General features: G+C 55.4%; 15 protein-coding genes. 6 read left to right on the top strand and 9 right to left on the bottom strand.

Annotated features, from left to right (window positions below; translation table 11 throughout):
* The first annotated feature begins 34 nt into the window (after positions 1–34).
* Positions 35–973 (top strand): nucleoside hydrolase, encoded by a 939-nt coding sequence (locus AC2FI7_RS02775; protein ID WP_010440475.1) that lies wholly within the window; start codon positions 35–37, stop codon positions 971–973.
* Entirely contained in the window at positions 970–1,419 is a 450-nt protein-coding gene (locus tag AC2FI7_RS02770) for a GNAT family N-acetyltransferase (protein WP_010440479.1), read from the top strand. The genes AC2FI7_RS02775 and AC2FI7_RS02770 overlap by 4 nt, the downstream gene beginning before the upstream one ends.
* Here AC2FI7_RS02770 and AC2FI7_RS02765 read toward each other — a convergent pair.
* From AC2FI7_RS02765 to AC2FI7_RS02740, 6 genes are all read right to left on the bottom strand, one after another.
* On the bottom strand, positions 1,416–1,583 hold the full coding sequence (locus AC2FI7_RS02765; protein ID WP_010440483.1) for a hypothetical protein: 168 nt from the start codon (positions 1,581–1,583) through the stop codon (positions 1,416–1,418). The two genes, AC2FI7_RS02770 and AC2FI7_RS02765, sit on opposite strands and share 4 nt — an antisense overlap.
* A gap of 100 nt (positions 1,584–1,683) precedes the next feature.
* Positions 1,684–2,001 (bottom strand): hypothetical protein, encoded by a 318-nt coding sequence (locus AC2FI7_RS02760; RefSeq protein WP_010440485.1) that lies wholly within the window; start codon positions 1,999–2,001, stop codon positions 1,684–1,686.
* Positions 2,002–2,136: 135 nt separating this feature from the next.
* Positions 2,137–3,414, bottom strand: a complete 1,278-nt coding sequence (eno, locus tag AC2FI7_RS02755; RefSeq protein WP_170540248.1) for a phosphopyruvate hydratase — start codon at positions 3,412–3,414, stop codon at positions 2,137–2,139.
* A gap of 144 nt (positions 3,415–3,558) precedes the next feature.
* Positions 3,559–4,437 (bottom strand): DMT family transporter, encoded by an 879-nt coding sequence (locus AC2FI7_RS02750; protein WP_010440493.1) that lies wholly within the window; start codon positions 4,435–4,437, stop codon positions 3,559–3,561.
* Positions 4,438–4,573: 136 nt separating this feature from the next.
* Entirely contained in the window at positions 4,574–4,987 is a 414-nt protein-coding gene (locus AC2FI7_RS02745) for a Fur family transcriptional regulator (RefSeq protein ID WP_010440496.1), read from the bottom strand.
* Between the two features lie 72 nt (positions 4,988–5,059).
* On the bottom strand, positions 5,060–5,764 hold the full coding sequence (locus AC2FI7_RS02740; protein ID WP_029621850.1) for an endonuclease/exonuclease/phosphatase family protein: 705 nt from the start codon (positions 5,762–5,764) through the stop codon (positions 5,060–5,062).
* A 269-nt stretch (positions 5,765–6,033) separates the two neighbouring features.
* Between AC2FI7_RS02740 and AC2FI7_RS02735 the strand changes: the two genes are divergently transcribed.
* Positions 6,034–6,891 carry an FHA domain-containing protein gene (locus AC2FI7_RS02735; protein WP_496815168.1) on the top strand — a complete coding sequence of 286 codons (858 nt, stop codon included), beginning with the start codon at positions 6,034–6,036 and terminating at the stop codon, positions 6,889–6,891.
* Here AC2FI7_RS02735 and AC2FI7_RS02730 read toward each other — a convergent pair.
* Positions 6,867–8,285 (bottom strand): protein adenylyltransferase SelO, encoded by a 1,419-nt coding sequence (locus AC2FI7_RS02730; protein WP_029621851.1) that lies wholly within the window; start codon positions 8,283–8,285, stop codon positions 6,867–6,869. The two genes, AC2FI7_RS02735 and AC2FI7_RS02730, sit on opposite strands and share 25 nt — an antisense overlap.
* Positions 8,286–8,372: 87 nt before the next feature.
* Between AC2FI7_RS02730 and AC2FI7_RS02725 the strand changes: the two genes are divergently transcribed.
* Entirely contained in the window at positions 8,373–8,792 is a 420-nt protein-coding gene (locus tag AC2FI7_RS02725; RefSeq protein WP_496815166.1) for a cupin domain-containing protein, read from the top strand.
* Positions 8,793–8,893: 101 nt separating this feature from the next.
* On the opposite strand, the gene AC2FI7_RS02720 is transcribed toward AC2FI7_RS02725, so the two are convergent.
* Positions 8,894–9,973 (bottom strand): anhydro-N-acetylmuramic acid kinase, encoded by a 1,080-nt coding sequence (locus AC2FI7_RS02720; RefSeq protein ID WP_496815164.1) that lies wholly within the window; start codon positions 9,971–9,973, stop codon positions 8,894–8,896.
* Between the two features lie 230 nt (positions 9,974–10,203).
* On the opposite strand from AC2FI7_RS02720, the gene tyrS reads away from it, so the two are divergent.
* Entirely contained in the window at positions 10,204–11,454 is a 1,251-nt protein-coding gene (tyrS, locus tag AC2FI7_RS02715) for a tyrosine--tRNA ligase (RefSeq protein WP_010440507.1), read from the top strand.
* A gap of 253 nt (positions 11,455–11,707) precedes the next feature.
* Positions 11,708–12,793: a DUF2652 domain-containing protein gene (locus tag AC2FI7_RS02710; RefSeq protein WP_496815162.1), complete on the top strand. Its 1,086-nt coding sequence runs from the start codon at positions 11,708–11,710 to the stop codon at positions 12,791–12,793.
* Positions 12,794–13,178: 385 nt separating this feature from the next.
* Here the strand turns inward: AC2FI7_RS02710 and AC2FI7_RS02705 are convergent, their stop codons facing one another.
* Complete coding sequence (locus AC2FI7_RS02705) at positions 13,179–14,438, bottom strand: YfiM family lipoprotein (RefSeq protein ID WP_496833236.1); 1,260 nt, start codon at positions 14,436–14,438, stop codon at positions 13,179–13,181.
* Between the last annotated feature and the right edge of the window lie 85 nt (positions 14,439–14,523).

Raw genomic sequence — 14,523 nt, 5'->3', positions numbered from 1 at the left:
GAGTGTCCCACCTTCACGGCCCTCGGAGACCCCCATGCCCCGTAAAATCATCATCGATACCGATCCCGGTCAGGACGACGCCGTTGCGATACTTCTCGCCCTTGCCAGCCCTGAAGAGATCGAGGTTCTGGGCATCACCGCCGTCGCCGGAAACGTTCCGCTGGAACTAACCGCCAAGAATGCACGCATCGTGTGTGAATTGGCGGGCCATACCGATATCCCCGTCTATGCCGGATGCGACCGACCGCTGAAACGCCCGCTTGTCACTGCTGAACATGTTCATGGCAAAACCGGGCTCGACGGTCCTGTTCTCCCCGATCCTGAAATGCCTCTGGCCGAAGGACACGCGGTCGATTTCATCATCGAAACCCTGCGCGCGCATGAACCCGGCACGGTGACGCTCTGCCCTCTGGGGCCGCTGACGAACATCGCCACAGCGTTCCAGAAAGCACCCGACATCATCGACCGGGTGCAGGAAATCGTGCTGATGGGAGGTGCTTATTTCGAAGTTGGAAATATAACTCCAGCTGCGGAATTTAACATCTATGTCGACCCGGAAGCGGCTGATATCGTGTTTAAATCCGGCATCCACATCGTGGTGATTCCGCTCGACGTGACTCATGGCGCACTGGTCACGCCCCATCGCAACGATGCATTCCGAGCATTGGACAGCAAGGTCGGTCATGCGGTGGCAGAAATGACCGATTTCTTCGAACGCTTCGACAAAGAAAAATACGGCTCGGAAGGCGCGCCCCTGCACGACCCCTGCGTGACCGCCTATCTGATCCGGCCCAATCTGTTCTCGGGCCGCCACATCAATGTTGAGATCGAAACCCAATCAGAACTGACTTTGGGCATGACCGTGGCCGACTGGTGGCGAGTCACCGACCGCGCACCAAATGCCATGTTCATAGGCGACGTGGACGCTCAGGGTTTCTTCGACCTGCTTACAGAAAGGCTTGCCCGCCTATGACTGCCGCACTCCGCCTCGCCCGTCCCGACGATCTGGATCGCCTGATGGCACTGGTCGCAGCGTTTCATTCGGAATCCGGCATCGCGCAGGATGACGAGAAGCGCCGCAACGCGCTTGCCCCTTTGCTGGATGGCATACCGCATGGCTGCATCTACCTGATCGGGCCGGGCCGAGCGCCGCTGGGCTATGTCATCCTCACATTCGGCTGGTCGGTCGAGTTTGGTGGCATGGACGCATTTGTGGATGAGATTTACATCCGCCCTGCTGTCCGAGGCCGGGGTATCGCAACCGAAGTGCTACACGATCTCCCCAAAGCGCTAGCCGAAGCTGGCCTGACCGCCCTGCATCTTGAGGTCGACCGCACCAACGAAACCGCGCAGAAGCTTTATCTCCGGTCGGGTTTCAAACCGCGCGAGCGCTACATGCTGATGAGCAAATTGCTCTAGCGCGATTCACCCCGGAAGATCACAGCGGGATTCACCATGTCCTGCACCGGATCATCCTGCGAGACCTCCATCCCCGTGATCGGATAGGTCCCCGGCTCCGAGCAAGCGGCCAGAAGCCCGACGGAAAGCATTGAAATTACAAGAAAGATCTTTGAAGCAGACATATTGTCCCCCTTTCTACAATACAGGCAGAATATCGGGGCTTGTTCCGCCGCAATAGGAACAAGTTCACACATAATGATTTTTATGTCGGAATATTCTAGCTTAGAGGCAATTCTTGTTGAACGTCTGTTCCATGGTTTTCAGTTGCCTTGGCACCCGCTTGGGCTGCGGCAGCGCGTTGAGCTGCTCGGTTATGTTCTCGCCGGTGTACCAGGAGTCGAACAAAAGGGCTTTGATGTCATCGTCCAGCACCGTATCGGCGACGTTATAAGTACACAGACATTCCTCCATCGTGATCTGCCCGCTGGGATCGCCTTCCACCATCTTCTGACACACTGCCTCTGGCGGTAGATCAGCCAACACCAACTGAGGCGAGATCAACAGCGAAACTGCACCCACGATGAGTTTAAGATGGCTCATATGACGTCCTCTCCCATCGACCACCCCGTGATGGCCTATCTCACACAGATTAGACGGAACGACGACAAGACAAAGAAAAAAATAGCCCCGGCGATGACGCCGAGGCCCATTCAAGTCCAAATGTAGAGACGCAGATCAGCGTTTCAGGATAGACGAACCCGCATATTCCGCGACCTCGCCCAGCGATTCCTCAATACGGATCAACTGGTTATATTTCGCCAACCGGTCCGAGCGCGCCAGCGAGCCAGTTTTGATCTGGCCACAGTTTGTCGCGACCGCCAGATCGGCAATCGTGGCGTCTTCGGTCTCGCCCGAGCGGTGCGACATTACGTTGGTGTATCGCGCGCGGTGGGCCATATCGACGGCACGAAGGGTCTCGGTCAGCGAACCGATCTGGTTCACCTTGACCAGCATCGAGTTCGCACAGCCACGCTCGATTCCTTCGGCCAGACGCGCCGGATTGGTCACGAACAGATCGTCGCCGACCAGCTGCACCTTGTCACCGATGGCGTCGGTCAGGGCCTTCCAGCCATCCCAGTCATCTTCGGACATACCGTCTTCGATCGAGATGATCGGGTAATCGTTGACCAATGCGGCCAGATAAGCGGCGTTTTCGTCGGATGTCAGCGAGATGCCCTCGCCCGCCAGAACGTATTTACCGTCCTTGAAATACTCCGTGGCCGCGCAATCCAGCGCCAAATGGATTTCCTCACCCGGCTTGTAGCCCGCTTTTTCAATGGACTTGAGGATGAAATCCAACGCCTCACGGGTCGAGGCGATATTGGGCGCAAAACCGCCTTCATCACCCACGCCGGTGGCCAGACCAGCGGCCGACAGCTCTTTTTTAAGCGTATGGAACACTTCTGACCCCATGCGCACCGCCTCGCGGATATTTGCGGCCGAGGTCGGCATGATCATGAATTCCTGAATGTCGATCGGGTTATCGGCGTGTTCTCCACCATTGATGATGTTCATCATCGGCACTGGCAATACACGAGCCGAAGTACCGCCTACGTAGCGATACAGAGGCTGCGTAGTGAAATCCGCCGCCGCCTTGGCCGTCGCCAGAGAGACACCAAGAATGGCGTTCGCACCCAGACGGCCCTTGTTCTCTGTCCCGTCGAGTTCAATCATCGCCTGATCAATGGCCACCTGCTCAGTCGCATCAAAGCCCACCAGTTCTTCGGCTATCTCACCGTTAACGGCAGCGACCGCTTCCAGCACGCCCTTGCCCATATAGCGGGCCTTGTCGCCATCACGCTTTTCCACTGCCTCATAGGCACCGGTTGACGCGCCCGAGGGCACGGCAGCGCGGCCCATAGTGCCGTCTTCCAGAATCACGTCCACCTCGACCGTCGGGTTACCCCGGCTGTCCAGAATTTCGCGTGCGTGGATGTCGATGATCGTGCTCATGATATGGGTCCCGATGATGCCAACAGTTGCATGCCTCATAGCAGCACGCGGCAAAAAGTAAACCGTTTCCGTTATCGCTAACACGTATATTTTTCGGCCTTTAGGGCTAACAGTTTGCTGTTTGCGCCAACAGGTAGCGGGTGCTTAGGCCACTGCCAGTGCCCGCGCCAGCTGACGTTCTCGAATGAAGGTATACAAACCTGATCCGATAATCAGACCTGCACCGGCCAGCGTCATGCTGTCAGGGCGTTCGCCGAACATCAGCATCCCGGCCATGATCGAAAACACCAACCGGGTATACCGAAACGGCGTCAGCGCTGAAGCTTCACCAATCCGCATCGCGGTAACGATGCCATAATAGCCTAATACGCCGAACCCGATGGCACCCAGATAAGGCCCGATCTGCGCAGGCTGCAGCGGCACGATGGGCTGTGCTGTGAACACCATCAGGGCCGCACCAGCCAGCGCCACTCCGATATAGGCCTGCAATGCGACGACCGACGAGGCTACACGAACATCCAGCCTGCGAGTGATCAGATCACGCGCCGCGATCGCAACAACCGCAACCAAAACAAACAGAGATTCTGGCTGGAAACCTTCGAGCCCGGGGCGAATGATCATCAAGACGCCGACAAAGCCAATGCCGATGGCGCTCCAACGACGCCAGCCGACCTGCTCGCCCAGAAACAGCGCAGCCCCCATCGTGACGAATAGCGGCATCGCTTGAAAAACCGCAGCTACGGTCGACAGATCGACCAATGACAAAGCGGTCACAAAACTCAGCGCTCCAAAAGCCTCGGTCCCTGCCCGAAGCAGTGGCAGCGGTTCCCACGCGACAGGGTCGAAAATGCGTTTACGTGTCACCAACGACATGATTGCAAACACGGTTCCGCAGAACAGACCCAACACGATCATGATCTGCCCGGTTGAGGCACTAACCGAAAGGTACTTGATGAACATGTCCTCAAGCGCGAAGGCTGCCATCGAGCCGATGATCAGCAAAATGCCGTTTACGTTGTTCATGCGCGTTTCCATTGGAATTGACCGCTAACTTGCGAGTCCTTCCAGCACAAAAATCGTAACCTTCACGACGTCGCAAGCAGTATTGTGACATGTTCGATGATTTCCCGTACGCCGACCAATCGATTTTCGTGATGAGTTAGTCTTTTTCCAGCGGTACGCCGTACAATTCCAAGCGATGGCCTTTCAGCTTATACCCAAGCTTGGCCGCAATCTTTTCTTGCAGTGCTTCAATCTCGGGATCTACGAATTCGATCACCTCGCCTGACTGCATGTCGATCAGGTGATCGTGGTGATCGCGCTCTGCGTCCTCGTATCGCGCGCGGCCATCACCGAACTCCAATCGCTCCAATATCCCGGCCTCTTCGAACAGCTTAACGGTGCGATAGACCGTTGCGATCGAAATCCCCGAATCCTCTGCCGAGGCACGGGCATACAGCTCTTCCACATCCGGGTGATCCTCGCTCTGCTGCAATACCTGGGCGATGGTCCGGCGTTGACCGGTCATGCGCAGGCCCTTGGCTTCGCAACGAGCGATAATCGTATCGGACATGGTGACCCCCGGAACTGTTCGAAACTCTGTCATAGTATGTCTGAGTGCCTTGCGCCACACAGGATTTACGCATCAGGCAGCGCGTCGCAAATCGGCCCAAACCGGCAAATGGTCAGACGCGATGTGCGCCGGTCGCGCATCGTGCACCCCATGCAATGCTGCCTCAAGCCCCTGTCCCACTGCGATCCTGTCCAGCGCGCCCAATGGCTGTGCAGCCGGAAAGCTGGGTACGGGCGGCAAAAACCTCATGTCCGGAGCCAGATGATCCAGAACCGGTTGTCGCGACCATTCGTTGAAATCGCCGGCCCAGACGGTGGGCATATCCTCAAGATCGGAGTCACAGCGCTTGATATGGTTGATTTGCTGGCGTCGCGACGCGGGCAATAATCCCAGATGCATCCCCATCACCCGCAAGGGCCCGATCTGTGTATCAAACTCGACCCGCACAGCACCACGCGGCTCCAGCCCCGGCAACTCGTGATGCCCTGTCCGGCGCACCGCAATTGTGTCTCCACGCCAGATGACGGCGTTGCCGTGCCAACCCAGACTGCCCGCACCACCCAGATCGACAATCTGCCAGCCGGCTTCGTCCAACATGAAATGCGGCAACGCGGCAGGGCGCGGTGGCAAACGTTTATCGGCCTCCTGCAGCACAACAATATCCGCCTGCATACTCTCAATAACCTGCAATATCCGCTGCGGTTGCCGCCGGAAGTCGAGTCCCACACATTTCTGAATGTTGTAACTGGCTAGACGCAGTGTTGACTGAAGGACCATGGGATTCCGATGTTTACTCAAACACTAAGAGTGCCACGCTCAGCGCCTAGTGCAACATGAAATTCCTGCAGGAACCAGATAGATTGCTTTGGTTCAATCACCACCAATCAACTTAAAATTGCTTTTACCACAATGCGCTCCACCAAAACGCAAATATCGTGTACACGTGCATCTCTATGGGTAAAGTGCCCGTAAAGCCAAACTAAGGATCAAACGTGAATACAACATTCGCCACCCTGGTAATCGCAGACATTTCAGGGAGCACCCCATTGTACAAAGCAGTGGGCGAAGGCGAAGCGCAGCGCCTTATCCAAATGGAGCTTGATCGGCTACGTCGCGTACTTGCAACCCATGGCGGCACACAAGTTGGCCAGAAAGGGGATGATGTTCTAAGCTTTTTCCTGGATCCAAACGCGGCGTTGAATGCAGCGATGGGTCTGATCGAACAGTCCTCGGAAACCTCACTGTCGGTGCATGTTGGTGTACATTGCGGGCCGATCGTCATCGCCGAAAAAGGTGTTTATGGCGAAGCGGTGAATGTGACCGCCCGTCTTGCCACAGCCGCCAACCCAGGAGAAGCCTGTGTCAGCAATGGCGTCGCGACGATGCTACAGGAAAACTTGCGCCAGATTCTCAAACCGCTTGGGCAACTCAACCTCAAAGGTTTGACAGAGCGGTTCATGGTCTATTCCTTGATGAACCCGGACATGGACCCGTTCACGCAAACCAGATTGCCACTGTCCCATGGCCGGACCGAAGATCACTGGAAGCCAGCGGAACGTTTGACCCTTTTGCTTAGCCATGGGGAGCGCTCATGGCGCTGCCACGAGAACGGCGAGCTGGCAATTGGCCGGTCACAAGATTGCGACGTCGTGCTGTCCCAACCATGGGTGTCGCGCCTGCATGCTGTTCTCAGTATCAAGGATGGCAAGCTGATCCTGTCAGACCGCAGCACATCCGGTACCTATCTGAAATCTGAGGCAGGTCGTGAAATCCAGCTCAAGCGCGAATCCGTAATGTTGGCAGACAGCGGCTGGATTTCTCCAGCGCTGCCCATTGAACAGTCCGAAACCTGCCTGCAGTTCGAGCTTTTGGGCCGCAGTCAGGTACCACAGAACGTGGCATGAACCACTTCGCTCTCGGATGGAGGGCGTGTCAGATCAACCGCATCGGACTGATCCTCGTAGGGTCGTGACAAAACGTCGTTCAAACGATGGAATGGCGCGTAATCTCCCTGAACGGCCGACTGTATCATCTGCTCAATCCGGTGGTTGCGTGGAATGAAAGCCGGATTTGCAGCACTCATTACAACGTCAGGAGTATCTTCGCGCTGCAACCGCGCGCGCCATCCTTCAGCCCATTCGTCATACGCGACAGGATCAGTGAACTGATCCCGCGCATGATCACCGCCCAGCGCACGAAACGTGTTGGTAAAGTCCGCCTGATTCTGCGCCATCCGCACCAGCAGGTCCGAGATCAGTTCAAGGTCTCCGTCCTCAGCTCGAACCAATCCGATCTTGGTCCGGAACCGCTTCAACCAATGCTCTTGCATCAGGTCAGGCATGGCATGGACAATTTCGGTAGCTTCTTCAACCGCCGCGTCTTTGTCTTCGAACTGCTGGATCAATGCAGTCGCCAATTGCGCCAGATTCCAGACCGCAATCTCAGGCTGGTTCGAATAGGCATAACGCCCCATCCGGTCAATCGAGCTGAACACCGTATTCGGATGATAGGAATCCATAAAGGCGCAAGGTCCATAATCTATGGTTTCACCCGCGATCGAGCTGTTGTCCGTATTCATCACCCCGTGAATAAATCCAACGCTCATCCACTGGGCAATCAGTCGCGCCTGCGCATCGCGTACAGCACGCAGCAATCCCATCGGACCTTGTGCGTCCGGATAGTGACGCTGAATAGCATAGTCTGTCAGCTTTCGCAGATGGTCCAACTGTCCTCGGGCGGCAAAAACCTGAAAGGTACCCACGCGCAAATGGCTCTGCGCCACGCGCGTCAGGATCGCACCGGGCATCGGACCTTCCCGTAACACGATCTCACCGGTCTCGACCGCCGCCAGGGCGCGTGTCGTCGGAATGCCCAGCGCATGCATCGCCTCAGACACGACATATTCGCGCAACACCGGCCCCAGCCAGGCGCGCCCGTCGCCCCGGCGCGAAAACGGCGTCTGGCCCGAGCCTTTCAGCTGAATATCCCGCCTGACCCCATCTGCGCCGATGGTCTCGCCCAACAGGACTGCACGTCCATCCCCAAGCTGGGGGTTATAGGTACCGAACTGGTGCCCGGAATACAGCTGCGCCAAGGGTTCCGCACCTTCCGGAACGATATTTCCCGCAAACGCCCGCGCCATCTCTTCAGCCTCATCGGGCGTTATCCGCAATAGCTTTGCCAGATTGGTATTAAACGCGATCAAATTCGGCGCGCGGACCGGTACAGGAGCCTGCCGCGCAAAAAACCCCTCCGGCAGGCGGGCGTAACTATTGTCAAAAGGGATCATCATGGTCATGCGGCAAACATATGCGCTGGTTACACAATTGCCATAGCGGATCATGCGACGCCGTGCATAATCAGCGCAATCGAACCCGAGGCCGCCATGAACCCACAAGACATCATCAATCACCTTGATCTGCAACCGCACCCCGAAGGAGGTTGGTTCAAAGAAACCTGGCGGGCCGACAATTCCGGCCGTGCCACCGGTACCTGCATCTACTTTCTGCTGACCGAAGATCAAAGCAGCCATTGGCACAAAGTCGACGCGACCGAGATCTGGCTCTACCATTCAGGCGCACCGTTGACCTTGTCGCTCAGCGCAACCGATGCGGGTCCGGCAATCGCTTACACGCTCACCCCGGACTTGGCCAACGGCGCACCCCAGCTGATTGTTCCCAAGGGGTATTGGCAAGCAGCGCGCAGCACCGGAGCTTACACATTGGTCAGTTGCACGGTATCCCCAGGCTTTGAGTTTGAAGGTTTCGAGCTCGCAGAACCCGACTTCGATATTCCCGCAAAATAATAATCACTGGACCCACAGGATTACATCCCAAAGGTATCCGCTTCTTTATCTGGCTCAAAATATCCCGGGGGAGGAAGCGCAGCGACCGGGGGCAGAACCCCCTACCCGCCAACCACCTCACCCCGCGCTGGCGACGACACGACGCCGCCTCCAACCAATGCACTAACCCCGGTTGTACCCGGACCAGATGTCGGTAAGCCCCGCGCTACCCGAACCGCAAGATAGGCAAATGCTTGGGCTTCAAGCATATCGCCGTCCAGACCAACCGCCTCAACCGGCCCTACTGGGCAATCCAGCGATACGCGCAGCATTTCCATCAACACCGGGTTCTTGCGGCCACCCCCCGTCACCAGAATGCGCGAAGGTGGCTTGGGGCAATGCTCCATTCCCTGCACAACACCTGCTGCACTCATGCCCGTCAACGTGGCGACCGCATCTGCATCGTTCAGTTCTTTCACCAGATCGATCATTTCCGAGAAGTCATTCCGATCCAGCGACTTGGGTGGCATACGATTAAAGAAAGGTTCGGCCAGAAACAGCTCCAGCGCACCGGTTTCGACCGTCCCACCACGCGCCAGCTCGCCATCCTGGTCCATCGGCAGGCCCAATCGCGCCTGCATCAGGTCATCTACCGGCGCATTGGCTGGCCCGGTATCGAAAGCCAGCAACGCCCCAGGTGCTTCGGGTCCATCAAATGACGGATCGACATAAGTCAGGTTTCCCACACCTCCCAGGTTGAGGAAACACATCGGCTCTTGCGCCCCAATCCACTTGGCGCAGGCAAAGTGAAAGAACGGTGCCAACGGTGCCCCTTCGCCGCCCAGCGCCACATCGTCGCTGCGAAAGTCCCAAACCACTGGTAATCCAAGGGCCTGCGACAGGCCCAAACCGTCACCCACCTGCAAAGTCCCACGCCCACGTGGTTCATGCGCCAGCGTTTGGCCGTGGAAGCCGATCAGGTCAACTTCTTCGAATTCAGACAGAACCTCGGCATGCGCGCGAGTTACCAATTCAGCTGCAGTATCGACTTTGGAGCCATGCCACTGCCCGAGCGCTGAGCGCAAGGTCTCACGCTCTTCCTCTGAATACACCCGGTAGGCAATTGGTCCAAAATCAAAAATTTCCTGCCCATCGGTTTCGATCACTGCCGCGTCGACACCGTCCAGAGAGGTTCCTGACATGGCACCTAACGATCTGATCGCTCCCGATTTGCTGATGACCCTGCCCACATCGACCTCATTGTTCCGTTCAAACACCCGTTCGCCGGGTTCTGGGCACAACCTGCACGGTAACGCCAAGCCAAGGCAAGACACATCAGGCGCGAGCGGCACTTTTCTTGGAAATGGTGCCTTTTCCTTGCCTCTGACGCCGCCTATACAGTGCTCCGCAGTAGTAACCCCGAGGGCACGATATGACCTACCACCCCAAATCGGATTTCATCGCCACGATGATCGAGCGCGGCTTTCTCGCCGACTGCACCGATTATCAGGGCCTTGACGACGCGCTGATCTCTGGGGTGCAGACGGCATATATCGGCTATGACGCCACGGCGCAGTCTCTGCATGTGGGTCACTTGATGAACATCATGGTGTTGCGCTGGCTGCAAAAGACCGGTCACAAACCGATCACCCTGATGGGTGGCGGCACTACGAAAGTGGGTGATCCGTCATTCCGCTCGGACGAACGCCCATTGCTGGGCCCCGAACAAATCGACGCCAACATCGCGGGCATGAAACAGGTGTTCTCGAAATACCTGTCCTATGATGACAGCGAGACCGGCGCGCTGATGCTGAACAATGCCGAATGGCTGGACAGCCTGAACTACCTCGATTTCCTGCGCGATATCGGACGGCATTTCTCGGTCAATCGGATGCTGAGCTTTGAATCCGTGAAATCGCGCCTGGATCGCGAGCAATCGCTGTCGTTCCTCGAATTCAACTACATGATCCTGCAGGCCTATGATTTTCTCGAATTGAACCGCCGGTACAACTGCGTTTTGCAGATGGGCGGCTCGGACCAGTGGGGCAACATCGTGAACGGCATCGACTTGACCCGCCGCGTCCTGGATCACGAAATCTATGGCCTGACCACGCCTCTGCTGACCACAAGCGATGGCCGTAAAATGGGCAAGTCGCAGGGCGGTGCCGTGTGGCTAAACGGCGATATGCTGTCGCCCTACGAATTCTGGCAGTTCTGGCGGAACACCACCGACGCTGATGTGGGCCGGTTCCTGAAAATCTTTACCGAGCTTCCGGTAGACGAATGCGACCGCATGGGCGCGCTCGCGGGATCCGAGATCAACGAGGCAAAAGTGCGCCTTGCAAACGAAATCACCACCCTGCTTCACGGTGCCGAAGCTGCGGCAACGGCCGAGGCAACCGCGCGCGAAGTGTTCGAAAAAGGCGGCGTTGGCGGAGACCTCCCGACCCTGACCCTCAGCGCTTCGGAACTGGGTGACGGCATGTCCATCGTTCAGTTGATCGTCAAATCCGGCCTCGCCAAATCCGGCAAAGAGGCCAAACGCCTGATCGCCGAAAACGGCGCAAAGCTGGACGATGCCCCGCTGACTGACGCAGGCCTAATGATCGACGTAGGCGCACTGTCATCGCCCATCAAATTGAGCGCAGGTAAGAAGCGCCACGCGCTGGTGAAACTTGGTTAATCCAGTCAAAGAACTGCTATCACGCATTTGTCCTTTGAAGAAAATGTTGCAGATCGAGTAACTCGATCTGCAATTTTTTTGCATTCACCCGACGAAGATCGCTTTAGGTTCGAAAGAGAAGATCAATTGTCAGAAACTGCTATCAGGCTGTGCCATTTCTGGTCGTTCAGCTCTTGTTTGTGAACTGCGTTGCCCGAAATAGTTTCAAAGTCTACCATGAGTATTGACGCTCGAAATTAGGGATATTGTGATTGTGTCTGTTCAGACAGGTTACCTGCTAATCGCCGATATCACCGGTTACACAGGATACTTGACCCGGTCTGAGTTGGAGCATGCCAACCCAATCATCCATTCTTTGCTTGAGGCAATTGTGATGGAACTGAAAGACCCGATGAAGTTGCGAGGCCTCGAGGGTGACGCCGTTCTCGCTTATTCGAGTGGACCGTTCCCTTCAGGTGAAACTTTCCTCAACATCTGTGAAAGCCTTTATCGGGCGTTTGCCGAACGCCGTCGGAACATTGTGCAGAACACAACTTGTCCCTGCAATGCATGTCGCAATGTTGCTGATCTCGATCTGAAGATCCTTGCGCATCACGGGAAATTTGAAGAGCTTTCGATTGGCCCGATGAAAGATATTTCCGGTGCTGACGTCATACTCGTGCATCGGATGGCGAAAACCGATGTGAAAGAGGATACAGGTATCCTCAGCTACGCGCTGTTCTCAGAAGACGCGTTCGAGGCAATGGGCATCGAGTCTGATCTCATGCAATACAGCGCTCAGTTCGAGCACTTTGGCGACGTACCCATGCGGGTCTACGACCTTGCTGCAGCCTGGCAACGATACCGTGAAGTCGCCGGACCTGTCCGCATTACAGACGAAGATGCAGTATTCACAACTCGGCACATGCTGAACGCACCCCCGGGAGTGGCTTGGGAAATGCTTACAGATCCCCAGCTGAAGATGCGCTGGATGATGTTGAAGGACGCCTACCGCGAAGGAGATGCATCGCGCACATCGGTCGGCGTTCGCTTGCACTGCATTCATGAAGCCGCACATTTTCAGATGCTGATCGTCGACTGGCAGCCATTCGAATATGTAACCGACATTCTGCACAACTCCTCCATCGAAGGTCTTACGAATATTGAGACTTATGAATTGGTCCCGACTGAAGAAGGCACCGAAATTGTATTTCGTATGGGCCGACTAACAGACTCTGACGGAAAACATCATCCGGCGGAGGAAGCTGCGGTGATCGAATTATTCGAAAGTTTTTATCCGGTGGCTTTTGGCATTCTCGATGAGATGGCGCTGGAGTTTAATCAAAAGAAACAAGAGTGATAACGCTGAATCTTTGACGGCATCTACGCACCTTAATGGGCTGAGAATATCGTACCATCATCGAACAAGATGCTATCTTTGCAATCAGGGTTGTTCACCTAGAGCCAGATTGTACCGGTTGCCCGCAAGGTGGCAGATGCGGGCCTGATGGTCACCGCGTCGGTGCTGCCAACGCCGATCATACAAAGTGCAGAAAAAAGTGGAACGGTGGTGAAACTGGGTTGATCTAGGTAAACGGCCACCTTTGGGCTTCCACCGATCTGCAACTGGTATTTCGGATTGAACAATTCGAACTGAAATATATTAGCGCCCGACTGGCAGAGGTGCGCTTTGAGTTCTAACTGGGCATTTCCTCGCGTCTAAGTCCACCAAAGGTGATTGACGTTCAATCGATGCGATTACCGCGTCTATGCAATGCGAGTTCATCGATCCGAGCCTCGATCAGATTCAGCATTTTAAGATACTCGATGCTCTCGACATCTTTGTAGGTATTCTCAAATTCTTCTTCGGACATGATCTGGGGAATATCTTCGAATCCTATGATGACATCATTTTCCGACCGGATCCCATGTATGAGTTCAGCCCAATCAGGGGCTGGTGTAGACATAAATTTGTTCGACATCCGAATTCCAGAATTGTTCGCCGCCAAGTCAGTGAAGTCGAAACCTCCGGACTTAACGGTGTCGTAGAGTTCCTTGAATTCTCCTACTGATACGGCAAAGCCACGGTTGCTTGCAGCTTGCAACGCGGCGGCAGTTGTGAAGTGTCGGCGACTGTCAATGCGTCCATTCAGAGTCAATTCACCACAATCAGCTTTCCAGTTATTGTCCTCAGCAAATTCACTTCCGACCATACCACCAACAATCAAGGTAAAATCTTTCGCGCCACAAATCAGTGTAAGGGCAATAATCGAGGACGTGTAAGCGTTCGCCACACCCTCGGATTGGCTTCCTTCGTGAGCGGCCTCTAGCATAAGCAGCAAGTAGGGGAGGTAACTTCCACTTGTCGGCAGTTCGCCGAGATCCATTGCTGAACGAAACTTCAAATAATAGCGGTCAATGTCTCCTGAGTCGGGCATGTCGGAACCACGCAAGCTCCCAAAAATCCCTCGCATTAGTCCGTTACTACCCATTTCGTTCATCGTCAGACGGAAGGCCACGTTGCCATCATGAATATGCATGCTATCCGCGACGTTCAGAACGATATCACCGAACTGCTCTCCTACAATTACATTACCGCCTATTCGCGCAACGCTAATTGCGAGACTTGGAGGGACTGTAACGGGCCCTAGTTGAACGCTTGAAAGCACAAAGGGGCCTTCAAATTCAGGTACAGATGCGCGCAGGTTCATCCATTTGTTAGTGTACGGAACCGGGACTGAGGCAATTCCATAAACGCTCTTACCATCAACACTGAGTTCGCCGCGAAATCCGGGAACGAAGCGCCCTCCTAGCTTTAAAACACTATTGAGTTGATCCTCGTTCGTAGTGAATGAAGCCGTTTCTGATAACTTTGGCTGAATAGCGGACCTCAGGCCTCGTACGAATTCACGCGCTTCTGTCACATCTTTAGAAGAAGGTGGTGCTCCTGCTTCGACTAGTGGAGCGTCCTCGACGACGACCAGGACAAACACAATCAAAGCCATCAACACTGCGGCAAATGAAATTATCGATATCTTTAGAAACCTGCGCAACATGCATAATCCACTCGGCCAACAACACTATTTAAGT

Source organism: Ruegeria sp. YTSA064 (assembly GCF_059610325.1).
Note: the sequence above shows the minus strand (reverse complement) of the source record. Positions and strands in the feature narration are given on the sequence as shown.

Bases quoted from the DNA above. Each gene is read 5' to 3' on its own strand.
- AC2FI7_RS02775 (WP_010440475.1), top strand. From the start codon at position 35: ATGCCCCGTAAAATCATCATCGATACCGATCCCGGTCAGGACGACGCC.
- AC2FI7_RS02770 (WP_010440479.1), top strand. From the start codon at position 970: ATGACTGCCGCACTCCGCCTCGCCCGTCCCGACGATCTGGATCGCCTG.
- AC2FI7_RS02765 (WP_010440483.1), bottom strand. From the start codon at position 1,583: ATGTCTGCTTCAAAGATCTTTCTTGTAATTTCAATGCTTTCCGTCGGG.
- AC2FI7_RS02760 (WP_010440485.1), bottom strand. From the start codon at position 2,001: ATGAGCCATCTTAAACTCATCGTGGGTGCAGTTTCGCTGTTGATCTCG.
- eno (WP_170540248.1), bottom strand. From the start codon at position 3,414: ATGAGCACGATCATCGACATCCACGCACGCGAAATTCTGGACAGCCGG.
- AC2FI7_RS02750 (WP_010440493.1), bottom strand. From the start codon at position 4,437: ATGAACAACGTAAACGGCATTTTGCTGATCATCGGCTCGATGGCAGCC.
- AC2FI7_RS02745 (WP_010440496.1), bottom strand. From the start codon at position 4,987: ATGTCCGATACGATTATCGCTCGTTGCGAAGCCAAGGGCCTGCGCATG.
- AC2FI7_RS02740 (WP_029621850.1), bottom strand. From the start codon at position 5,764: ATGGTCCTTCAGTCAACACTGCGTCTAGCCAGTTACAACATTCAGAAA.
- AC2FI7_RS02730 (WP_029621851.1), bottom strand. From the start codon at position 8,285: ATGACCATGATGATCCCTTTTGACAATAGTTACGCCCGCCTGCCGGAG.
- AC2FI7_RS02725 (WP_496815166.1), top strand. From the start codon at position 8,373: ATGAACCCACAAGACATCATCAATCACCTTGATCTGCAACCGCACCCC.
- AC2FI7_RS02720 (WP_496815164.1), bottom strand. From the start codon at position 9,973: ATGTCAGGAACCTCTCTGGACGGTGTCGACGCGGCAGTGATCGAAACC.
- tyrS (WP_010440507.1), top strand. From the start codon at position 10,204: ATGACCTACCACCCCAAATCGGATTTCATCGCCACGATGATCGAGCGC.
- AC2FI7_RS02705 (WP_496833236.1), bottom strand. From the start codon at position 14,438: ATGGCTTTGATTGTGTTTGTCCTGGTCGTCGTCGAGGACGCTCCACTA.